The following is a 22,216-nucleotide window of genomic DNA, read 5'->3' as shown; positions in this document are numbered from 1 at the left end:
GACATGTAACGCGTTACAACATTTAGCATGGAATTATGGGACATATTAATAGCTTACCATATCTGACCATAACTATAAAAAGGCGGGATTATCCATGAGTACTCCATTTCCTGAAGGCTTCCTGTGGGGCGGCGCAGTAGCTGCCAATCAATTGGAAGGCGCATATAACGAGGACGGCAAAGGCCTGTCCACTCAAGACGTAGCTCCGCAAGGAATCAAGGGCCCCATCACCGAGGTGCCTACCGAGGATAATATGAAGCTGGTCGGCATCGACTTTTACCACCGGTACAAAGAAGATGTTAAGCTTTTTGCTGAAATGGGCTTCAAGGTCTTCCGCACCTCGATTGCCTGGTCCCGGATCTTCCCGAACGGTGATGAGCTGGAGCCGAATGAGCAAGGCCTGCAATTCTATGATGACCTGTTCGATGAATGTCACAAATACGGCATTGAGCCGCTGGTGACCCTCTCCCATTACGAAACGCCGCTGCACTTGTCGAAGCAGTATGACGGCTGGGTCAACCGCAAATTAGTCGGCTTCTACGAACGGTATGCCAGAACGGTATTCACCCGCTACAAGGATAAAGTGAAGTACTGGCTGACCTTCAACGAGATTAACTCCATCCTGCACGAACCGTTTATGAGCGGCGGGATCTATACACCGAAGGACAAGCTGAGCAAGCAGGATCTGTATCAGGCGATTCATCATGAGCTGGTAGCCAGTGCTACTGCGGTCAAGATTGGACATGAGATCAACCCCCAGGCCCAGATCGGCTGTATGATCCTCAGCATGCCAACCTACCCGCTGACACCTAACCCGGACGATGTGATTGCAGCGATGAAGTCGGAGCATATGAACTACTTCTTCGGGGATGTTCATGCGAGAGGCGTATATCCCGGCTACATGAAACGTTATTTCAGAGAGCACGGCATTGAGATTCACATGGAGCCCGGAGATGCAGAAATCCTCAAGCACACCGTAGATTTCATTTCTTTCAGCTACTATGTGAGCATCTGTGAGACGGGAGACCGCAGCAAACGCACCCAGGAAGGCAATCTGATCGGGGGCGCACCTAATCCATACCTGAAGGCTTCCGAATGGGGCTGGCAGATTGACCCGCAGGGTCTGCGTTATGTGCTGAATATGTTCTATGACCGTTACCAGAAGCCGTTGTTCATTGTAGAGAACGGACTCGGGGCCAAGGATGAGCTGATCACCGGCGAAGACGGCGTGCCGACCGTTAATGACGACTACCGGATTGAGTACCTGAACGACCATCTGGTGCAGGTGGGCGAAGCTATTGAGGACGGCGTTGAAGTCATGGGCTACACCTCTTGGGGCTGTATTGACCTGGTCAGTGCGTCAACCGCTGAACTAAGTAAGCGCTACGGCTTCATCTACGTAGACCGCCACGACGACAATACAGGAACACTGGAGCGCTACCGCAAGAAATCCTTCCACTGGTATAAGGATGTTATTGCTACCAATGGACAGAGCCTGCGGCGCTCAGGCGAATAGAATAGCCAGACCATATACAGGGTTGTCCCGAAAAGCCTAAAAAAGGCTGATTGGGACAGCCTTTTTTTCATTGTAGGAATCATGGCTTCAGATACAGTCTAACCCATGCCGCCCAGTCTGGGTTAGACTGTAGGAATGGTAGCGACAGCGGCCCATTCCGCCGGTCTTTGCCTGCCCCTCCCCCGATAACTGAAGATATCAATTTCAGTTGAATAAGCCATTAACAAAAAGCGGGAAGGAGCGAAGGGGAAATTTGGAACTGTAGGAGCGGTAGCGACCGCCTTTATGTTTGGATTTCTACCGCGCCCAGCGGGTTCAATCAGGAAATCCAAACATAACAGCGGCCGAAAGTCCAAATGTTCACCGCAGTCGACGAGTTTAAGCTTTGCGTTACTACCCTTCCATCTCAGATTTATATCTTCAGTCAGCTCCTTTACCATTTTGAAACTAATTGCCCGAAAGGTTAGGATATACTAGCCACAGATGAATCCTAAGGAGCGTAACTGCAATGAACAAATATACCTTCGGCCTCAGCAGCCTCTTATTCTTAAGCCTGATCGCCTCCGGCTGTGGTACCATGAAGACGCCGAGCGATCTGCTTCAAGCCCCGGCACAGGGGAATAGCGACGGCAATCTTACCGGAATCGTCAAATCCTTTCTACCGGCCAACGCGCATTTAACGGTTCCCATCCACTCGGAATCCGGCAGTGCGATTCAATTACAGGATCTGGACAAGGACGGGCAGGAGGAGCTTCTGGCCTTCTACAAGACAGACAAAACCGATTACGAGATCAATACCCTCCTCCTCTCACAGCAGAACGGCAAGTGGACCAAGCTGGCTAACCTTACCGGAGTAGGCAGCGAATTGAATGAAGTGTCCTTCACAGATGTTACCGGTGACGGAGCGGAGGAGCTGCTGCTCGGATACGGCGGCGGGGAGGGCTTAAGCAAAGAGCTGGCGGTCTACAGTCTAAGCGGCGGCAAGCTGACCGAGCTGCTTAAGCAGCCTTACGACCAGCTGGTCCTTGGCGACCTGACCGGAAGCGGGCATACCGACATTGCCTTGCTTCAGAGTACCTACACCACAGATAACATCCGTGAGACCCATCTCCTGTTGCTCCGGCTCAAGGACGGTACGCTGCAGACCTTATCTGACCAGAAGCTGGATGGTAATGTCATCGAAGCCCAGTTCGGCAAGGCGTCCCCTACCCGGGACGCAATCGTCATCGATGCCGCCATTGGCGCACATGCTTCCTATACTTCACTGCTGACTTGGGAAAAAGACAGGTTTACTGATATACTGGCAACAGATGATTATCAGCGTACCGCGCTCGCAGCAAGCAAGGATCTGGTGCTGTCTCCGCCAGCTGTCTCTCCTGACCTGCTTGGCAGCAGCAGTATGGCAATTAAGGACTACCCGCAGTCCAGCCTGGATGTGAATAATGACGGGATCTTGGAATTCGGCTTCCTGGTGCCGCCAGCCGGTACGGAGAGCATGGCTCCCTTGGCGACCCCATTCATCACCAAATATTATCAGTGGGACGGACAGACCGGCCTGACCTTCGTGCAGGAGCTGTTCGACCGCTGGGGCTTCAACTTCCGTATTCCCAAGTCCTGGGCGGGCCAGACCCTGCTGGAGGTTCCGGGAGAATCACCCCAGCCCTGGGAGAAGCTCCAATTCAGCTACAAGAATGCCGGGTCTGCTGTGAAGGCTCCGCTGCTGGAGCTTCGCCTGCTGACGAAGAAAGCCTGGGCTGCCGCAGAGGTCCAGCTGAAGGCTGAGAATAGAGAGTATAAGCTGCTGTATGAGCAGGGGAACTCTAACAATGACACGGAGCCTACGCTATTCGTTGCCGTAATGCCCGCAGCGGATGCCGCCGGCAAGCTGCAGGGGGCCGATCTGCAGAATTATAATCAGCTGAAGCTGACACTGGATGAAGTCGTTCAGCTGGCCGGCACACCCCAGAAGCCCCGGCAATAAGAAGGAGAGCTGTTCATGAAAGTGCTGATACTGGAAGATGAGAAGCCTATCCGTGATCTGCTGTGTATCAACCTTAAGCGGGCAGGCTTCGAGACCGCGGAGGCTTCTACCGGTGAAGAGGCGCTGCGCATTGCAAAAGAGCAGAGGGATTTTGACATCGCGATTCTCGACCTGATGCTGCCCGGACTTAGCGGGTTCGAAGTGTGCACCCTTCTGCGGACACACTTCCCCCGGCTGGGAATCATTATGCTCACCGCCAAAAGCCAGGAAATCGACAAGGTCATGGGCCTGGAATCCGGCGCAGATGACTATGTGGTCAAGCCCTTCAGTCCGGTGGAGCTGGTTGCCCGGGTTCGCTCACTCTACCGCAGGATGTATCCGGGAGAAGCACTGCCGCAGGAGAATCTCATCGAGCTTGCGCCTTTTACCCTAATGCTGGATGAACGGAAATTATTGAAGGACGGGCAGGATATCCCGCTGACCCCGACCGAGTTCATGATCGTTAAGCTGCTGATGGAACAGCCGAACAAGGCCATGAACCGGGATGATATTCTGACAGCCGTATGGGGGCAGTACTTCATGGGAGATCTTAAAATTGTAGATGTGAATATCAGCCGAATCCGCCAGAAGATCGGACAGGAGTCCTCCGGGCCGCAGTTCCTTGAGACCGTGTGGGGATTCGGATATATTTGGAGGGGCTAATTGTGCTGAAGGGAATCAGGTCCAGACTTATCGTCTATATTACCCTTATGCTGCTCCTGATCGTGCTGCTGCTGGAGGGAGTGTTCATCGCTGCTGTCCACTATTATTATCTGGGCAGTGCGATGGAGACATTGAATACAAGGGCCACGACTTCAGCGACCTTTTTCAATAAGTATCTGGAGAGTTATAGCTTGAATGAACGGGCGCGTTATATTCTGGAGAATCTCTCCCCTGAGGAGAGCAGTAAGGTGGAGGTGCTGAGTCCAGCCGGGCATGTGGTCATTAATTCCTTCGGCTTCTCCAGTACAGAGCAGGTGAGTACCCCTGATGTGAGAGCAGCCCTGGCCAACGGCAAAGGAAGCTTTCAGAGCATCAAGCCAGTGAACGGGGAACGAATTATGGCAGTCTCTATCGCGCTGAAGGAGTCGGGGAGCACGATCGGCTTGCTGCGCTACTCGGTTTCAGCAGAGCCTCTATATAACGTTATTCTCAAAATTGCGCTGAATGCAGCCATCGTCGGGCTGCTCGTCATTGGATTCGGCTTCATGCTCAGCCTGATTATCGCCAAACGGATCGTAGGGCCGATCCAGCAGCTGACCGGGGTCGCCAAGGAAATGGCCACCGGTAATTTTGCCGTCCGGGCAAAGAGACGGTATGACGATGAAGTCGGCACCCTTGCGGTAACGCTGAATTATATGTCGGAGGAGATCCTCAAGAGCGAGAAGCTCAAATATGATTTCATCTCCTCCGTCACTCATGAGCTGCGGACCCCGCTTACCTCCATCAAAGGCTGGGGGGAGACCCTGCTGGTTGGTGATCTATCGGATAAACAGGAGACCCTGCAGGGTCTTGAGGTTATGACCGGGGAGACAGACCGGCTGATCGGCCTGGTGGAGGATCTGCTGGACTTCTCCAAATTCCAGGCCGGAGAGATCCGCATTGTGCGCCAGCCGTATGATCTTAGAGGCCTGCTGGAGGATCTGCTGCTGCAGTTCAGATACCGGGGGCAGACAAAGCAGATCCGCCTCTACGCCGACCTTCCCGATCAGCCGCTGCCGGTGGACGGTGATTTTAACCGGTTGAAGCAGGTGTTTGTCAATTTGCTGGATAATGCCTTCAAGTTCACCCCTGCGGAGGGCGAGGTCCGCCTTACAGCCGTACTCGAAGGCGAGCGGATACTCGTCACAGTCGCCGACAACGGCGAAGGTATCGAGACTGAGGATCTGGCACAGCTTGGCACCAAATTCTTCAAAGGCCGCTCCCGCCAGTCCGGAAGCGGCCTGGGCCTCGCCATCTGCAAAGAAATTATCGAGCTGCATGACGGGCAGCTGCGAATCCAGAGCGAATTCACCAAGGGAACCACAGTAATTGTAGAGCTGCCGCGTTACGAGGTGGAGCAGCATTTTGCCTCACCAGTGTAGCTCTAGCTCTGTATCCCGCTGTGCTTCTATTACTCTATCCGGGCTTGTCCGCTCCCTCGCGAGATTTCCACAATTGGCTTAGTCTCTATAGAGACGTTACCGGCCACGGCTCTGGAGATCATACAGGAGGCTTCAGCCTTATGTGCCAGCCGCTCTGCCATCTTCAGCTGCGCCGGTGCCGCACCAGCCTGGAGCACAATGCTAGGCTTGTGCACAATCTTTTCGTACGTGAACACATTATTCGTGACATCTACTGTCGCTTCAGACGCCAGGGTCAGCTCCTCTGGAACAATCTCCGAACGCTCCAGCATTGCGGCCAGGGTAATCAGGTAACAGGTCGCTGCTGCACCCAGCAGCATCTCATCCGGGTTCGTGCCGGTTCCCGGTCCGCCCATCTCCTGCGGAATCGATATAACCGTCCGCAGTCCGCCCGCATCAATATGCCCTTCGCTGTTCCGCCCTCCATTCCATACCGCCTTCAGGTGAAAAGGATGCTTCATCTCACTCCGTCCTTTCTTTTCTTCATATCAAATTAGTACTATTGTCTTGTGTCACTCCTGGGGCTAGATACGTCCGATCCGTCTGGTCACCAGCCGCTGGTCTGCCTGCCTATACACATGGCAAGTCTTCTCCGTCAGATTCACCAGCCCAAGCGACCTTTCTTCAAGTATCGGGTAGGTATTAGACCCCAGATCGCAGTTCATCCTGACGCCGTCACCATAGATCCGTTCAACCGGCGTATGCCCGTGAATCACCGGCCTGCCATTCGTTAAGGCCAGGAGCGCTTCACGCGGCTGGCGGTAGAATTCATATTCTGTCATCCATAGAATCTCCCGGCTCTGCTCCTCCAGAGGCTGCTCTGTATACAGTCCGGCATGTGTATATACATATTCATCATCCTCAAAATACAGCGGCAAAGAATAGGCCCATTCCATCAGCTCCTGCCGTTGTTCCGGGTCGGGATAAGCCTGCTTCAGGCTCGCTAGCGTCTCGCGCCCGCCATGGCTCAGCCAAAGCTTGTCTCCGCTTTTTATATAATCCCCCATCATTTCTTCATGATTGCCAATCAGCGCATGGACCTGGCCCGGATGCCGCTCTGTAAGCTGCTTAAGGTAAACAAGCACTCCGGCCGAGTCCTTGCCCCGGTTGATCATATCTCCGCCGATGACCAGCTGGTCCTGCGCCCAGTTCATTCCAGACTGCCGGAGCAGAAGCTCCAGACCCGTCTTATCGCCATGGATATCCGTTATGAAGAATTTGCGCATGAACTCCCTCCTTCTACAGCATCCAGTCTATCTTTATTGCAGTTTAATCTCTTCAAAAAGCCCCGTCTGCGGATCAGGCTGATCCAGGTGTCCAGCCTCGTTCGCTGGACCGCTTCCACCCAGATATTTAGCAAAGAGCGCCTCAATCTGGGCCATAGTGGCCGGCTTTGCGGAATCCTGCAGTTCATATCCGAGCTGTCCGTTGGGCTCAATCGTCGCTGTTTTGACATCGCTGAGCCTGGAGATGCCCTGTCCCCGCAGGCTCATCTCCAGCTCATCGACGGTTAATCTCAGCTTCCGCAGATTCTTAGGCTGAAGCTGTCCCTCCGCAATAACAATAACCGCAGGCCCCTTGATCAGCCGCTCCAGAGCACCCCAGCGGACCTGCAGCCATTCCACTACAATTAACACTATGATGAATACGGCTGCTGCAACTATGGTAATCAGAATACTATGATCGGCAATCGGCTGTACAATAATCGTCCCAATTGAGATCATGGCGATCGTCGTAGGAATCGTCATCTGCGAGATCGATTTGCGGCCGGCCAGCCGCAGCACCAGCATCCCGACAATGATCAGCACCAGCGCCTTCCAGATTTCGCTCCAGATTTCATGCATCGCTCCGTCTCCTTTTGATAGTAGATAGGCTAGTTTTTGTCTTACAGGAGGCGAATATGCATCTCTAGAGAATCGGAGCCCGGCACACGCCCGCCGGAATCCCCAACCGGTTGTAATGCTGTTTGATGTTGACAAGCGCATGGCAGCTGAACACCTGCGCCACTATGTCCTCCAAAGGTCCAGCCTCCACCTGCTCCTTCCGCAGCAGACGCTCCACCGCGCTCTTGATCTCCAAGGGGTACAGATTTCCGGCCACACTGGAGAGACCATTGCAAGGGCCTGCGGCGAAATTCTCCACAAGCCTCATATCCCCTGCTGCAAAAAGAATGAACCCCTCCGGATACTCTACTCCCACATGCCTCTGCAAATCGCCTGTTTCTTTGTAGCCTACAATATTCGGGTGGCGGCGGATTAACGTGTACAGCGACTCCGGCGCCAGATCGAATCCGGTCCGGCCGGGATTATTATACAGCGCTACCGGCTTGCTCGTATGGCTAAGCAGCTCCTCCACATAAGCAACCGCCTGTTGCTGCGTAGGCCGGATGTATGGCGGGAAGCCAATCATAATGGCATCGATTACCGATGTCTCCAGCGCCTGAACCAGCGTTACCGCGTCCCGGGTTCTGATGGCAGAAGCCCCGAACACCAGCTCTATCCCTTGGAAGCCCTGCTGATTGAAGTACTCAATGATCTCCATTCTCTCTCCGATACTCAGCGAATGCTGCTCGCCAGTGCTTCCCGAGATCAGCAGCGATTCGATACCGTTCTGCTTCTGGTAGGCGACAATGGCTTCGAATCCTTCTACATTCAGACCCTCATCACTGTGAAAAGGTGTAGGGATCGCTACATTTAATCTTTTCATATTACACTCCTTTTGGAATAGACCTCGCATCTTCTATCTCCAATGTAACAAAAAATCCTGATGAATCAAGAAATACTTGATCATCAGGACAGATTCAGTTCTATAGCAACACGGCTTCCCGCTTATTTAGCCTTACCGGCAGGCTCATAGATCAGACAACGCAGCTGCTTACCCGGATAGCGTAATTCCGCATTATATTTGCTGCCGTCTTCCAGCAACACATCTACGGCCACCATCCCGCGTTTATTGTTTACCTCGGTGTTCGTCAGATACGCCCTCACTATCTTTCTTTTCTCTCCCTGCTTGTCCTTTACAATCCGGGTAGCTTCCTTTATCCAGCTGTCATCCTTCTTCATGGCAGCCGCTGCTGCCGCGTCGATCGGGGTTCTTTTTATAATAGAGTTAAAAGCTGTAGTATCTACCACCACCCCGGTGTCAGGATCGATCTGTACACTATATTGCCAGTATTCCTGACCTTGTCCAAGCAGAGTAAGCGACTTATATGGTGCAGAATGAACCGACCAAAATGAGGGTATGCCATAACCCGGTTCCACCAGCATAACATTTGTTTTCAGCTTGGAGACATCGGCATCGAACAGCTTGCGCACACTTTCAGCCGCCCGTGCCTGTACTTCAGTCTTGCTGAATTTCTCCGGTACGGCCACGGCAGGAGCAGTTATATTACGTTTGGATGACAGAAGATTAAGCCGGTAGTACCAGTCAATCATTTGCAGCAGCTCTTCATCCGTCCAGGTGCGCTCCGGTTGATGATACGTATTGGTCTTTATATCGAGATACAATTCTCCTTGACTCGCCTCTAGCGGCAAAGGCTTCTGCGGCCGCACACCATCATATACATACTTATCCTCCAGCACCCGCCTGCGGTTAATCTCCGCATCGCTCATCGCCCGGCCTGAAATATGGGGATCGCCTGGGAGCTCTAGATAGTCGTAGATTTGCTGGATTTGTTCCTCTGTCATCTGCTTCAGCAGCAGATCATCATTCACGGTAGATACCGGCACGGGTGCCTCCACCTTAAGTACAGGAACATCGCTTCCTGCCGGACTTGCCTTAGCACTGACCTGAGCTGCCGTACTGTACTTCGCGACGACTGCTGAGTTCGCCAGACTGGGGACAAGGAGTCCGCTGAATGCGAACATACCGCCTGAGCATAGGACAACTGCCATAGTAACAGACCACTTTTTCTTGTTCAATTGTATTACCTCCATCAGGATTCAGGATATTAACTCTATCCATAGCTTAATCCCGGGATATTATAGAGTAGAGGAGCAGTTGTTATGGAGTTGTAAAATAGCTTCACACAGTGGAGCTTAAAAAAAGCCGGATGCTCGTCCCCTCACCCGGAGCAGATAGCAGTTCAATTCTGGCCTGATGCGCTTCAGCAATCTGGCGGCATAGAGAGAGACCCAGACCTGCATGGCCATAGGACCGCGAACGTGAAGGATCTGCACGGTAGAACGGCTCAAATGCCCGCCTGCTCTGCTCTTCTGTCAATCCACTCCCGCTGTCCTGTACTTCAAGCACCCCTGCTCCGTCCTGCTGATAGGCCAGCACACGGATCGTATGCCCTGGCCTGGACACCGGAATCGCATTCTCGATCAGATTCACCAGCAAAGCTGCCAGAAGATCAGCATCTCCCCATACGGCAGGAATGGAGCTATTCAGCTCCAGCAGTAATCCGTTATCTGTTACCCTCTGCTGTTCGGTCTGGGCCACTGTGTCGAAAAGCGAAGCCACGTCTACCTCTGCCAGCATCAGCGGCTGATGCCGCAGAACGGACAGATCCAGCAGTTTGAAGGCCAGATTCTTCAGCCTCACGGTTTCACTAAGAATATAATGGCCCGCCTTGACCTGATCCTCCTGATCTATGTTAGCTGTGGTCAGCAGCTCTGCGAATCCCTGCATACTGGTCAGCGGTGTCCGTAGCTCATGAGCCAGATTATCGACCATCCGCTGCTTATCCTCAGCCATGCCTGCGAGATCGGTTATCCGCTGCTCGATCACTGAAGCCATCCGGTTGAAGTTTACGGCCAGCTCCCCGAATTCATCCCTGCTGTTCAGCTCCACACGGTTGGAATAATCGCCTTCGGCTATCGTCTTCGTTGTCTCCGACAACAGCTTGAGCGGCTTGGTCAGATGCCTGATCAGAAGATAGAGCAACCCCACGAGGAGCGGACCGACAATCCAGTTAATCATCACAAAAAAACGGTTAAGCTCCTCCTGCTGAGCGTACAGCCCGCTGATATCGCGCTTGTATACCAGCTCCAAATGTTGATAGGGAGCAGGGAGCGGCATCGCTAACGTCATGATATGTTCTTCCTGTGCTGCATGCTGTTCTTTCTCACCAGGATAGAGCAGCAGTCCATCATCCCGCAGCTCCAGCTCTATCCCCTGCTTACGGTAGTGTTCTCCATAGGACTTAGCCACACTGACCAGCAGTGCCGGGGTAAGAGAGACGCCTCTTGCCCGAATGGAATCCAGATTCTCATAGATATTATTCGTAATTAGCAGCTGTTCGCTGGCCGCACGTTTGCTCTCACTGGCCATGTTCAGCTGCCAGCTTTTTTTCATTACCATCACGACACTTACATCAAGTGCCGCTATAAACAGCACCAGGACAGCAAGGAGAATCTTATGCCAGAACCGCATGGCTAGACCTGAACTTCCAGCCGGTAGCCCAGCTTGAACACGGTTTTGATCCGTTCTTCCCAGCCCAGCTTTTTGCGCAGCTGCCGGATATGTACATCCACGGTACGGGTATCACCGGCATAATCATAGCCCCAAGCCAGCTCCAGCAGCTTCTCTCTGGAAAGAGCAATATTCCGATTGCGAATCAGCACTTCAAGCAGCTCGAATTCTCTGGCCGTCAGATCCACCAGCAGCTGTTCCACCCACACCTGACGCTCCTTGAACCGGACTTCAACCTCATCGCATACAAAAGCAGAGGCAGCCTGCTCATTCCTCCGCAGCACAACATTAATCCGGGCCAGCAACTCCAGAATCTCAAAGGGCTTGATAATATAATCATCCGCACCCAGCTCGAAGCCCCTGATCCGGTCTGAGAGTGCATTCCGGGCCGTAATCAGAATGACCGGAATCTTAAGCGGAGCAATCTGCTGCATCACCCCGAACCCGTCCAGACCGGGAAGCATGACATCCAGCAGGACGAGATCCGCCCGTTCCTTCTCCAGCAATTCCGCAACCTCTGAGCCGGTATAGGCTTTGGAATACGTATGTCCCACCAGCTTAAGGTTCATAGTTATTAAATCATTAATCGCCTGTTCATCCTCAACAACAAGTATATGAGCCATCTATCGAATATCCTCCTAACTCTGTAGCCACAGGGTACCCGTACACAGGTAACCTAATCTTAATCATACCAGATTCCAGAGCATCCATAACCTATAAGCCGAACCTGACCTTACACACCCGCCTGCCAAAAAATCCCGACGAATCAAGAACTGCTTGATCGTCAGGACTAGTTAGTTCATTGAACATAAGCTTCCCGCTTATTTTCCCTTATCGGCAGGCTCATCAATAGGCGTTCTTATCGCTGCCAAATTAACTGCTCTCGTATCCACAACCACTGTGGGCTCCGGTGCTTTCGGGACGACAACAGTCTCTACCACTACACTACTCTCTACATGTTATAGAGTAGAGTGACAGTTGTTATGGAGTTGTAAAAAGAGAGCCTTGCCCGGAATACAAAAAGACCACTGCCTGAAAATCAACAGTGGTCTTGTGTGCTTGGCAACGTCCTACTCTCCCAGGACCCTTCGGTCCAAGTACCATCGGCGCTGGAGGGCTTAACGGTCGTGTTCGGGATGGGTACGTGTGGAACCCCTCCGCTATCGCCACCAAACGGGCATTTACAGCGTAAATGCTTCAGGAATTGATTCCTGAAAACTGAATCCGAAACGAATCTGCGTGTTAGAAATTTGGATAAGCCCTCGACCGATTAGTATTGGTCAGCTCCATGCATTGCTGCACTTCCACCTCCAACCTATCTACCTCGTCGTCTTCAAGGGGTCTTACTAATTGGGAAATCTCATCTTGAGGGGGGCTTCACGCTTAGATGCTTTCAGCGCTTATCCCGTCCGTACGTAGCTACTCAGCCATGCTCCTGGCGGAACAACTGATGCACCAGCGGTACGTCCATCCCGGTCCTCTCGTACTAAGGACAGCTCCTCTCAAATTTCCTGCGCCCACGACAGATAGGGACCGAACTGTCTCACGACGTTCTGAACCCAGCTCGCGTACCGCTTTAATGGGCGAACAGCCCAACCCTTGGGACCTACTTCAGCCCCAGGATGCGATGAGCCGACATCGAGGTGCCAAACCTCCCCGTCGATGTGGACTCTTGGGGGAGATAAGCCTGTTATCCCCAGGGTAGCTTTTATCCGTTGAGCGATGGCCCTTCCATGCGGTACCACCGGATCACTAAGTCCGACTTTCGTCCCTGCTCGACTTGTAGGTCTCGCAGTCAAGCTCCCTTATGCCTTTGCACTCTGCGAATGATTTCCAACCATTCTGAGGGAACCTTTGAACGCCTCCGTTACTCTTTAGGAGGCGACCGCCCCAGTCAAACTGCCCGCCTGACACGGTCCCCGTACCCGCTAAGGGCACTAGGTTAGAACCTAGATACGATCAGGGTGGTATCCCAACGGCGCCTCCGCAGAAGCTTGCGCTCCTGCCTCACCGGCTCCCACCTATCCTGTACAGATCGTACCCAAATTCAATATCAAGCTGCAGTAAAGCTCCATGGGGTCTTTCCGTCTTGTCGCGGGTAACCTGCATCTTCACAGGTATTAAAATTTCACCGGATCTCTCGTTGAGACAGCGCCCAAGTCGTTACGCCATTCGTGCGGGTCAGAATTTACCTGACAAGGAATTTCGCTACCTTAGGACCGTTATAGTTACGGCCGCCGTTTACTGGGGCTTCGGTTCACAGCTTCGGGTTACCCCTAACCGCTCCCCTTAACCTTCCAGCACCGGGCAGGCGTCAGCCCGTATACTTCGCCTTGCGGCTTCGCACAGACCTGTGTTTTTGCTAAACAGTCGCTTGGGCCTTTTCACTGCGGCCCCCTCGGGCTATTCACCCTACCGAGGCACCCCTTCTCCCGAAGTTACGGGGTCATTTTGCCGAGTTCCTTAACGAGAGTTCTTCCGCGCGCCTTAGAATTCTCTTCTCGCCTACCTGTGTCGGTTTGCGGTACGGGCACCTTCTCCTGACTAGAGGCTTTTCTTGGCAGTGTGAGATCATGACCTTCGCTACTGTAATTTTCGCTCCCCATCACAGCCCAGCCTTACGGTGTGCGGATTTGCCTACACACCAGCCTCACTGCTTAGACGGACATCCATCAGTCCGCGTCACTACCCTCCTGCGTCACCCCATCGCTCATAGCGGATTACGGTGGTACAGTAATTTCAAACTGTTGTCCTTCGACTACGCCTGTCGGCCTCGCCTTAGGTCCCGACTTACCCTGAGCGGACGAGCCTTCCTCAGGAAACCTTGGGCTTTCGGCGGATCAGATTCTCACTGATCTTTTCGTTACTCATACCGGCATTCTCACTTGTATACTCTCCAGCGCTCCTTACGGTACACCTTCAACGTATATACAACGCTCCCCTACCCCAGATACATACGTATCTAGCCATAGCTTCGGTGGTGTGTTTAGCCCCGTTACATTTTCGGCGCAGAGTCACTCGACCAGTGAGCTATTACGCACTCTTTCAATGGTGGCTGCTTCTAAGCCAACATCCTGGTTGTCTGTGCAACTCCACATCCTTTCCCACTTAACACACACTTGGGGACCTTAGCTGATGGTCTGGGCTGTTTCCCTTTTGACAATGGATCTTAGCACTCACTGTCTGACTCCCGGCAAGAAGTAAATGGCATTCGGAGTTTGACTGAGCTTGGTAACCCTTGCGGGCCCCGCACCCAATCAGTGCTCTACCTCCACCACTCCATTCACCGAGGCTAGCCCTAAAGCTATTTCGGGGAGAACCAGCTATCTCCGAGTTCGATTGGAATTTCTCCGCTACCCCCACCTCATCCCCGCATTTTTCAACATGCGTGGGTTCGGGCCTCCAGTGCGTGTTACCGCACCTTCACCCTGGACAGGGGTAGATCACACGGTTTCGGGTCTACGTCCACATACTAAATCGCCCTATTCAGACTCGCTTTCGCTGCGGCTCCGGCTTCTCACCTTAACCTTGCATGTTAAACGTAACTCGCCGGTTCATTCTACAAAAGGCACGCCATCACCCATAAAGAGGGCTCTGACTTTTTGTAAGCACACGGTTTCAGGTTCTATTTCACTCCCCTTCCGGGGTGCTTTTCACCTTTCCCTCACGGTACTGTTTCACTATCGGTCGCCAGGTAGTATTTAGCCTTAGCAGATGGTCCTGCTGGATTCATACGGGGTTTCACGTGCCCCGCACTACTCGGGATCCGTCTCGGAGAGAACACAGTTTGGGCTACAGGGCTTTTACCTCTATCGCGGGCCTTTCCAGACCTCTTCGCCTACTCTATTCCTTTGTAACTCCATGTGAGACGTCCCACAACCCCAAGAGGCAAGCCCCTTGGTTTAGGCTGTTCCGCGTTCGCTCGCCGCTACTGACGGAATCACTATTGTTTTCTCTTCCTCAGGGTACTTAGATGTTTCAGTTCCCCTGGTCTGCCTCTGCGTATCCTATGTATTCAGATACGAGTAACTGCGAATTACCACAGCTGGGTTTCCCCATTCGGACACCCCCGGATCAAAGCTTGCTTACAGCTCCCCGAGGCAGTTTCGTTGTTCGCCACGTCCTTCGTCGGCTCCTGGCGCCTAGGCATCCTCCGTGTGCTCTTAGTAGCTTAACCTCGATTTTTCCGTCAGGAAAATATCGGACAATGAATTTCTTCAACGTCTGTATTTCCTTCAAGATCATCGTAGCATCGCCATTAATTCAAAACTTGTTTACACAAGTTCAGCTTAAAGGAATGTTCTAAAACGCAAATTCGTTTCGGTATCCAGTTTTCAAGGATCAAGGTAAAGATGAGAGCTTAAACTCTCAAAACTGACCAACGAGTGAGTATTCGAACCCAAGGGTTCTTTGGTGGAAGCGAAGCTTCCGATTTGAATGTTTCCGTTGCAGGAAACGATTCTCCATAGAAAGGAGGTGATCCAGCCGCACCTTCCGATACGGCTACCTTGTTACGACTTCACCCCAATCATCTACCCCACCTTCGGCGGCTGGCTCCCTTGCGGGTTACCCCACCGACTTCGGGTGTTGTAAACTCTCGTGGTGTGACGGGCGGTGTGTACAAGACCCGGGAACGTATTCACCGCGGCATGCTGATCCGCGATTACTAGCAATTCCGACTTCATGCAGGCGAGTTGCAGCCTGCAATCCGAACTGAGACCGGCTTTGCTGGGATTGGCTCCACCTCGCGGCTTCGCTTCCCGTTGTACCGGCCATTGTAGTACGTGTGTAGCCCAGGTCATAAGGGGCATGATGATTTGACGTCATCCCCACCTTCCTCCGGTTTGTCACCGGCAGTCACTCTAGAGTGCCCAGCTTCACCTGCTGGCAACTAAAGTCAAGGGTTGCGCTCGTTGCGGGACTTAACCCAACATCTCACGACACGAGCTGACGACAACCATGCACCACCTGTCTCAACTTTCCCCGAAGGGCACCTGATGCATCTCTGCTTCGTTAGTTGGATGTCAAGACCTGGTAAGGTTCTTCGCGTTGCTTCGAATTAAACCACATACTCCACTGCTTGTGCGGGTCCCCGTCAATTCCTTTGAGTTTCAGTCTTGCGACCGTACTCCCCAGGCGGAGTGCTTACTGTGTTAACTTCGGCACCAAGGGTATCGAAACCCCTAACACCTAGCACTCATCGTTTACGGCGTGGACTACCAGGGTATCTAATCCTGTTTGCTCCCCACGCTTTCGCGCCTCAGCGTCAGTTACAGCCCAGAAAGTCGCCTTCGCCACTGGTGTTCCTCCACATATCTACGCATTTCACCGCTACACGTGGAATTCCACTTTCCTCTTCTGTACTCAAGTCACCCAGTTTCCAGTGCGACCTCAGGTTGAGCCCAAGGTTTAAACACCAGACTTAAATAACCGCCTGCGCGCGCTTTACGCCCAATAATTCCGGACAACGCTTGCCCCCTACGTATTACCGCGGCTGCTGGCACGTAGTTAGCCGGGGCTTTCTTCTCAGGTACCGTCACTCCGGTAGCAGTTACTCTACCGGACGTTCTTCCCTGGCAACAGAGCTTTACGATCCGAAAACCTTCATCACTCACGCGGCGTTGCTCCGTCAGGCTTGCGCCCATTGCGGAAGATTCCCTACTGCTGCCTCCCGTAGGAGTCTGGGCCGTGTCTCAGTCCCAGTGTGGCCGTTCACCCTCTCAGGTCGGCTACGCATCGTCGCCTTGGTGGGCCGTTACCCCACCAACTAGCTAATGCGCCGCAGGCCCATCCCCAAGCAGCAGATTGCTCCGCCTTTCATTCTCTCCTCAGGAGAAAAAAGAAATTATCCGGTATTAGCTACCGTTTCCGGTAGTTATCCCAGGCTTGAGGGCAGGTTGCCTACGTGTTACTCACCCGTCCGCCGCTAAGTCTGAAAGGAAGCAAGCTTCCTTTCAGACTCCGCTCGACTTGCATGTATTAGGCACGCCGCCAGCGTTCGTCCTGAGCCAGGATCAAACTCTCCAAATTGGTATTTAGAAAGAGCGATTGCTCATTTTGAAACATCTGACGAGAATTTACATTCTCTCATTTTGGATCTCACCGAAGTGATTTCCGATACTCACTCGTTGTTCAGTTTTCAAAGATCAAGCTCGTTGTTAGCGACGATTACCGCGTCACCAGCAACTTTTATAATATAACATGGATCAAACAACTATGCAACTATTATTTCAAAAGTTCTTGCTGAAGCAATACCATCAGTTCTTCCGCAGTCTCCCAAACCAGCGGACGTATCTCCTGAAGATGGATCCTTAATGTATCTGCCTCGTCGCTTCTGACCGTCCAGATTACCGGAATGTTCAGCCCAAGCGCATAGCCCGCTGCCAGATACACCTCAGATGACTGGCCTGTGAGGTCCGCAATAACCAGCTTGCTGTCCGCCACAGGCACCAGCGAATTCGCGGCTTCGTTCTTGCTGGCAAGCAAACGTGGGAAATAGCCAAACTGCTCGATTTTGGCCCACAGCTTGTCCTGCCATTCCGCCTGCAGCTTCTCATCATCCGGCAGAAGAACCAGGCATTGTTGTAAAACCCGGCCGCCTGCGATTGCAGAAGCTTCCTCCCACCCCATAGGGGTCAAAGAGAAGTTCATACCTTCCCGGACTAACAGATTCTCATTTTGCAGCCTGTCAATAATATAGACCAGCTCCTGCAGATTGGGAGAATACGTCAGATTGTAGCTGCGGGACAGGGGATGAATCACTACGGGCTCCCCGGAGCCACTAGAATGCCTATGCAGATACTGCAATAGCCGGTCCCCTTTATCCTCAGCCGTTACCGGAATACCCGGGGCATTCACAATATCCTCCAGATCGCTGAACGCAAGGATCACCTTCTCGCCACAATCTGTCTTTTCACGGATATAACCTGAGATCAGATGCAGCATGTCCCGCTTCTGCTGGAACGAGAGCGCCAGAATTGATTCATAGCTATCTCTAAGCAGACCGTAGCTTCCGCCAGGAGAGCAGGAGCAGTCGATATACTGATCGTACTCGCCGTCTGCTGTAATGCGGACAATCTGATCGCAGAATGCACAATGTTTCTTTTGCATAATCTTCACCTCTTCAGAATAGCAGTCCCCCTACCTTACCAAGAATGTATTGAAAAGTGGACCGGAAATTCCTTCCTCCCCGACAGCTTGACATGCCTGATTTCGGAAGTACACCAAGGAGATTGCCGAATCGGAGCGTTCAGAGTTCACCACATTTTAATTAAACTGCCAGCAGCTCAAGCTTAGATTACCATACTGATAACTCCGGTGAAGCAGCTGCGCATTACGCCCCGGGTCTCCCGCTCCCATAGCGATGAACAGCGGAATAAAGTGCTCACTCGTTGGGACCGCCATCTCCGCATAAGGAGCAAGCTCCTCGTATTGGAACAGCGCTTCTGTATCCCATGCTTCCACCTTCTCCTGAATCCAATGATCGAACTGCTCGGCCCACCCGTTGATCTCATCCGAATTCCAGTTCAACCTCCGCAGATTATGAACGGTTCCCCCGCTGGCGATGATAAGCACATCCTGTTCACGCAGCGCCGCCAGCGCCTTGCCGATCTCATACTGCCGGGCATTAGACAGATCACGATTCACAGACATTGCCACAACCGGAATATCCGCTTCCGGGTAGAGGAGCTTCAGCACAGCCCATGCGCCGTGGTCGAGTCCTCTTTGTTCATCCCTGACATTCTTCACCCCTCCCGCGGTCAAAAGCTTCTGAATCTGCTCCGCGAGAGCCGGATCGCCATGTGCCGGATACGTCATCTGGTACAGCTCGTCCTGGAACCCGCCAAAGTCATAAATGGTATCATACGTTGCCGCCGCGCCCACGGACTGCACGGGTTCCTCCCAATGCGCTGAGAAGAGAACGATGGCTTTCGGTTTGGGCATATGGTCTTTGAACTCTTTCAGCAGCTTGGTGTAGGCATTATCTTCAAGAACAATAGTTGGAGCTCCGTGAGCAAAAAAATAGGAAGGCATCATCGATAATCACTCCTTATTAATGGTTAATCCGGCGTCCTGCTTGAGCCACTGCAAGAAATCATGCTGGTTCTCTTCAGTTACGCCATGGTCGGACGGATATAGTCTGAAGGTCAGCCGTTCGGTTTGCCCCTCCAGATAGGCGGCAGTCTCATGTCCAATGCGCACCGGGAACACCGAATCGTATTCACCATGCGAAGCGAAGACAGACACGTTCTTAAGGCTACGGAGCTTATACTCCATTTTCACAAATTCGGGAATATATCCATTCAGTGCGACAATCCCCTTCAACTGCTCCCCCATCGTAAGCGCAAGCGTCATGGACAGAATGGCCCCTTGGCTGAAGCCGAGCAAATAACGTCTGTCCGGATCGACCGGATACTGCTGCGTTGCATAGTGAATGAAGGCCTCAAGATCGCTGACAGCTTGGTCAAACATCCCGCGGATGGGGTTGCCCAGGCTTTTCAAATCATAATATTGATACCCCGTACCCAGTGCCAGATTCCCGCGAACCCCGATAATAATGAACTCCTTAGCCAGCGGCGCCACCAGACCGAACATATTGCGCTCATTAGAGCCCTTGCCGTGAAAAGTAAAGATCACCGGGTACTTCCTGCCTTGCTCAAGCCCATCCGGTAAGTGAATATTATATGAATACTTAGGGTTCATCTTATTTTCCTCCATACTGAAGTTCCTCGCTCGAATATTAGTTATAATAATATATTTTTTATATGAGTAATTTAACGCAATCCACATTGACTTGTCAATCATGAAATTGTTAATATAAAAATAAGTTTAGTATTACAAATATTACGAAGGTGTGATCCTATGGATATCGGTGCTACAATACGGGCAATCCGCAAGCGGAAAAATATCACCATCGCGCAAATATGCGACACTACCGGCCTCTCCCAAGGCTTCATGAGCCAGGTCGAAACCAATAAGACCTCACCTTCCATCGCTACACTGGAGAATATCGCCCAGGCTCTGAAGGTTCCGCTTGCTTATTTGCTGCTAAAAAAAGAAGAGCGCATGCAGATTGTCCGCAAGGATGAACGGAGAATCACCACCAGCGGCGCAGCTGAGCTAAAAGTCGAACACCTCAGCTCCACCCAAAATGTACGGATGTCGATCGTCGAGTTCCCTCCCGGTGCCATGATTGGGGATGCCCCCCATGCGCATGAAGGACAGGAGGTCCATGTCGTCATTAAAGGGACTATCTATGCGCAGCAAGGGGAAGACGGAGCTGAATTTACTGAGGGTGATTCCTTTAGCTGGAATGCCTGCACCCCCCATTCCGTCAAAAATACCGGAGAAGACACCGCGATTGTGCTGATCTCCATCTACACAGAAAGCGAAAACGGACAGGATGTCCTCTGAACATTCAAAAGCCCGTACTCTGGCCGGATAGGCGGAGTGCGGGCTTCTTTTAATCACATATTCACTATCTCATTATATTCAGCATGCTTCTCAATCTCCGTCACGATCATCCGCTGATTGATCTTTTGTATCTTATAGGCCTTGGCCTGTTCTCTGGAGGAGATCACTTTATATTGATCATCTTTATAAATAATGGCGCAGTGATTCTCAATGGCTATGCCTGTTGTATCCATTCCCTTAACCATTTCCAAGAAATCTGCCTCGCGGTTGTCTTCATTATAATGAGGACAGTGAATCCCTGGTAATATCCCTCCTCATATTGTCGCCACCAACATATATAAAATATGCCGATAAGCGTGTTAACTCCCCATAGTATGGGACGATAAAATATCTGGGTACACTTTATACTTAGGCAAACTAAATTGGTTCTGCCACTCCGTGGGAAGACCAAACATAATCCAATGCTGCATTAATTCCCAAAGGGTTGGTTGAGCAATGATAGATACATTTGGACTAATTTCACAAAATTGTATATAAAAAACATTTAAGTGATAAGAAGTACAAAAAATATAGTAAACACCATATTTCCCATGGTCCCTAATAGATAAGGAACATTCAAATAATATTTTCTCAAAATTGCGACCCTGTTTGCCCCTTTTTCAGGGCACCAATACAATTGAATATTCTCCGACACTTACTTAACCTTTAAACAAGGCCTTCATTAAAGCAATATAGTCATTCATTAAAAGAGAATTTTTCTTTTCGAAGAATTGTCTCATAATTTCATTTGCTTCAAAAAGAGTAATTTGATCTTTAAAATATCTTAGAAACAGAAAAACTTCAATTGTCGGATACTTTTCTAGAAAATAAGAGAAATTCCGGGCGAGTTCCTTACTTTCATTTTTACCACGTTCATGGGCTTGATGATAATTTATTGCCTTTTTATTGAAGATAAATTGATGATTGCTTAAATAAAGTTGATATGAAAAATCCGTATCTTCCAGTCCCCAGCCTAAATATTTTTCATCAAACACTATATTAGAAGCCAATTCTCTCTCATATCCCATATTTCCGGTAGTTGCCAAAATCCACGGGAAGTGAAAGTTCACAAGATTTTCGGAGTACACGTTTATTAAATCTTGATAATTGTCACGTGTTTCGGAAAGATATGCTTTTTCAATTACTTCATTAAAATTACTTATTAGATGCTCTGAATCAAAAATCGTGAATTCTTCTTTAGTTATGATTGCTTCTTGAAGAGAAGGGTTTTTCTTAAGGTAATCAAGCAATACTGGATAAGATATTCTTAAGTTTCTATTGAATCTAGACAAAATTAGCGGCTTAAATCCAATGCTAACAGTCTTGGGTTTAGTTTGAATGGTTTTAATATGTTCTTCAATAAAAACTGGACAAGGAATTCTATCGCTGTCTACGTGTATGCAATACTTGCCTTCAGCGATATCAACAGCTTTATTTCTCGCTGCGGCAGCCCCCTTTTCATGATGATACAGATATTTAATTTTTAATTTATCTGCATATTTATCAATGACATTTTTTGTACAGTCTGTGCTAGCGTTATCAGAAACTACTACTTCAAAATCTTGTTCTGTCTGCAATAAAAAACCCGCTAAAGTATTCTCCAGAAACATAGCTCTTTCATGTGAGGGAATTATAATTGTCGCTAAGCTCATCTTCACATCTCCATTTAATCACATTGTTATAATACAC

At 51.0% G+C, this 22,216-nt stretch carries 17 protein-coding genes and 3 rRNA genes; 5 read left to right on the top strand and 15 right to left on the bottom strand.

Annotated features, from left to right (window positions below):
* The first annotated feature begins 94 nt into the window (after nt 1-94).
* The 4 genes from NSS64_RS01815 (at nt 95) to NSS64_RS01800 (ending at nt 5,620) form a co-directional block, all read left to right on the top strand.
* Nucleotides 95-1,516, top strand: a complete 1,422-nt coding sequence (locus NSS64_RS01815; protein ID WP_341139026.1) for a glycoside hydrolase family 1 protein — start codon at nt 95-97, stop codon at nt 1,514-1,516.
* Nucleotides 1,517-2,024: 508 nt separating this feature from the next.
* The gene (locus NSS64_RS01810) at nt 2,025-3,497 is read left to right on the top strand and encodes a hypothetical protein (protein WP_341139025.1); all 1,473 of its coding nucleotides are present in this window, start codon (nt 2,025-2,027) and stop codon (nt 3,495-3,497) included.
* A gap of 15 nt (nt 3,498-3,512) precedes the next feature.
* Nucleotides 3,513-4,199: a response regulator transcription factor gene (locus tag NSS64_RS01805; RefSeq protein WP_341139024.1), complete on the top strand. Its 687-nt coding sequence runs from the start codon at nt 3,513-3,515 to the stop codon at nt 4,197-4,199.
* A 2-nt stretch (nt 4,200-4,201) separates the two neighbouring features.
* Entirely contained in the window at nt 4,202-5,620 is a 1,419-nt protein-coding gene (locus NSS64_RS01800; protein WP_341139023.1) for a sensor histidine kinase, read from the top strand.
* 29 nt (nt 5,621-5,649) lie between these two features.
* On the opposite strand, the gene NSS64_RS01795 is transcribed toward NSS64_RS01800, so the two are convergent.
* From NSS64_RS01795 to NSS64_RS01735, 13 genes are all read right to left on the bottom strand, one after another.
* Nucleotides 5,650-6,120: an OsmC family protein gene (locus NSS64_RS01795; protein WP_341139022.1), complete on the bottom strand. Its 471-nt coding sequence runs from the start codon at nt 6,118-6,120 to the stop codon at nt 5,650-5,652.
* A gap of 63 nt (nt 6,121-6,183) precedes the next feature.
* Entirely contained in the window at nt 6,184-6,885 is a 702-nt protein-coding gene (locus tag NSS64_RS01790) for a metallophosphoesterase (protein WP_341139021.1), read from the bottom strand.
* Between the two features lie 33 nt (nt 6,886-6,918).
* Nucleotides 6,919-7,503, bottom strand: coding sequence for a DUF421 domain-containing protein (locus tag NSS64_RS01785; RefSeq protein ID WP_341139020.1), 585 nt, complete (start codon nt 7,501-7,503; stop codon nt 6,919-6,921).
* Between the two features lie 64 nt (nt 7,504-7,567).
* Nucleotides 7,568-8,365 carry a dihydrodipicolinate synthase family protein gene (locus tag NSS64_RS01780; RefSeq protein ID WP_341139019.1) on the bottom strand — a complete coding sequence of 266 codons (798 nt, stop codon included), beginning with the start codon at nt 8,363-8,365 and terminating at the stop codon, nt 7,568-7,570.
* A gap of 122 nt (nt 8,366-8,487) precedes the next feature.
* Complete coding sequence (locus NSS64_RS01775; RefSeq protein ID WP_341139018.1) at nt 8,488-9,579, bottom strand: hypothetical protein; 1,092 nt, start codon at nt 9,577-9,579, stop codon at nt 8,488-8,490.
* Between the two features lie 103 nt (nt 9,580-9,682).
* On the bottom strand, nt 9,683-11,035 hold the full coding sequence (locus NSS64_RS01770; protein ID WP_341139017.1) for a HAMP domain-containing sensor histidine kinase: 1,353 nt from the start codon (nt 11,033-11,035) through the stop codon (nt 9,683-9,685).
* 2 nt (nt 11,036-11,037) lie between these two features.
* The gene (locus NSS64_RS01765) at nt 11,038-11,697 is read right to left on the bottom strand and encodes a response regulator transcription factor (RefSeq protein ID WP_340938150.1); all 660 of its coding nucleotides are present in this window, start codon (nt 11,695-11,697) and stop codon (nt 11,038-11,040) included.
* A 434-nt stretch (nt 11,698-12,131) separates the two neighbouring features.
* Nucleotides 12,132-12,248 (bottom strand): 5S ribosomal RNA (rrf, locus tag NSS64_RS01760).
* Between the two features lie 76 nt (nt 12,249-12,324).
* A 23S ribosomal RNA gene (locus NSS64_RS01755) occupies nt 12,325-15,251 on the bottom strand.
* Between the two features lie 292 nt (nt 15,252-15,543).
* Nucleotides 15,544-17,104: ribosomal RNA gene (locus tag NSS64_RS01750) — 16S ribosomal RNA — on the bottom strand.
* The 16S, 23S and 5S rRNA genes sit together here, the layout of an rRNA operon.
* A gap of 195 nt (nt 17,105-17,299) precedes the next feature.
* Nucleotides 17,300-18,184, bottom strand: coding sequence for a hypothetical protein (locus NSS64_RS01745; RefSeq protein WP_341139016.1), 885 nt, complete (start codon nt 18,182-18,184; stop codon nt 17,300-17,302).
* A gap of 156 nt (nt 18,185-18,340) precedes the next feature.
* A complete protein-coding gene (locus tag NSS64_RS01740) occupies nt 18,341-19,111 on the bottom strand; it encodes a dioxygenase family protein (RefSeq protein ID WP_341139015.1) in 771 nt (256 codons plus the stop codon).
* A gap of 6 nt (nt 19,112-19,117) precedes the next feature.
* Nucleotides 19,118-19,777 (bottom strand): alpha/beta hydrolase, encoded by a 660-nt coding sequence (locus NSS64_RS01735; protein ID WP_341139014.1) that lies wholly within the window; start codon nt 19,775-19,777, stop codon nt 19,118-19,120.
* Nucleotides 19,778-19,936: 159 nt separating this feature from the next.
* Here NSS64_RS01735 and NSS64_RS01730 point away from each other — a divergent pair, with 159 nt between their 5' ends.
* A complete protein-coding gene (locus tag NSS64_RS01730) occupies nt 19,937-20,488 on the top strand; it encodes a helix-turn-helix domain-containing protein (protein WP_209878909.1) in 552 nt (183 codons plus the stop codon).
* Between the two features lie 53 nt (nt 20,489-20,541).
* Here the strand turns inward: NSS64_RS01730 and NSS64_RS01725 are convergent, their stop codons facing one another.
* On the bottom strand, nt 20,542-20,796 hold the full coding sequence (locus NSS64_RS01725) for a Type 1 glutamine amidotransferase-like domain-containing protein (RefSeq protein WP_341142743.1): 255 nt from the start codon (nt 20,794-20,796) through the stop codon (nt 20,542-20,544).
* Nucleotides 20,797-21,186: 390 nt separating this feature from the next.
* Nucleotides 21,187-22,179, bottom strand: coding sequence for a glycosyltransferase family 2 protein (locus tag NSS64_RS01720; RefSeq protein ID WP_341139013.1), 993 nt, complete (start codon nt 22,177-22,179; stop codon nt 21,187-21,189).
* Nucleotides 22,180-22,216 lie beyond the last annotated feature (37 nt).

This window comes from Paenibacillus sp. FSL H8-0122 (assembly GCF_038005345.1).
Classification (GTDB): domain Bacteria; phylum Bacillota; class Bacilli; order Paenibacillales; family Paenibacillaceae; genus Paenibacillus_AQ.
Note: the sequence above shows the minus strand (reverse complement) of the source record. Positions and strands in the feature narration are given on the sequence as shown.

Excerpts from the sequence above, each read along its gene's own strand:
- NSS64_RS01815 (WP_341139026.1), top strand. The coding sequence starts at position 95 with ATGAGTACTCCATTTCCTGAAGGCTTCCTGTGGGGCGGCGCAGTAGCT.
- NSS64_RS01810 (WP_341139025.1), top strand. The coding sequence starts at position 2,025 with ATGAACAAATATACCTTCGGCCTCAGCAGCCTCTTATTCTTAAGCCTG.
- NSS64_RS01805 (WP_341139024.1), top strand. The coding sequence starts at position 3,513 with ATGAAAGTGCTGATACTGGAAGATGAGAAGCCTATCCGTGATCTGCTG.
- NSS64_RS01795 (WP_341139022.1), bottom strand. The coding sequence starts at position 6,120 with ATGAAGCATCCTTTTCACCTGAAGGCGGTATGGAATGGAGGGCGGAAC.
- NSS64_RS01790 (WP_341139021.1), bottom strand. The coding sequence starts at position 6,885 with ATGCGCAAATTCTTCATAACGGATATCCATGGCGATAAGACGGGTCTG.
- NSS64_RS01785 (WP_341139020.1), bottom strand. The coding sequence starts at position 7,503 with ATGCATGAAATCTGGAGCGAAATCTGGAAGGCGCTGGTGCTGATCATT.
- NSS64_RS01780 (WP_341139019.1), bottom strand. The coding sequence starts at position 8,365 with ATGAAAAGATTAAATGTAGCGATCCCTACACCTTTTCACAGTGATGAG.
- NSS64_RS01770 (WP_341139017.1), bottom strand. The coding sequence starts at position 11,035 with ATGCGGTTCTGGCATAAGATTCTCCTTGCTGTCCTGGTGCTGTTTATA.
- NSS64_RS01765 (WP_340938150.1), bottom strand. The coding sequence starts at position 11,697 with ATGGCTCATATACTTGTTGTTGAGGATGAACAGGCGATTAATGATTTA.
- NSS64_RS01745 (WP_341139016.1), bottom strand. The coding sequence starts at position 18,184 with ATGCAAAAGAAACATTGTGCATTCTGCGATCAGATTGTCCGCATTACA.
- NSS64_RS01740 (WP_341139015.1), bottom strand. The coding sequence starts at position 19,111 with ATGATGCCTTCCTATTTTTTTGCTCACGGAGCTCCAACTATTGTTCTT.
- NSS64_RS01735 (WP_341139014.1), bottom strand. The coding sequence starts at position 19,777 with ATGAACCCTAAGTATTCATATAATATTCACTTACCGGATGGGCTTGAG.
- NSS64_RS01730 (WP_209878909.1), top strand. The coding sequence starts at position 19,937 with ATGGATATCGGTGCTACAATACGGGCAATCCGCAAGCGGAAAAATATC.
- NSS64_RS01720 (WP_341139013.1), bottom strand. The coding sequence starts at position 22,179 with ATGAGCTTAGCGACAATTATAATTCCCTCACATGAAAGAGCTATGTTT.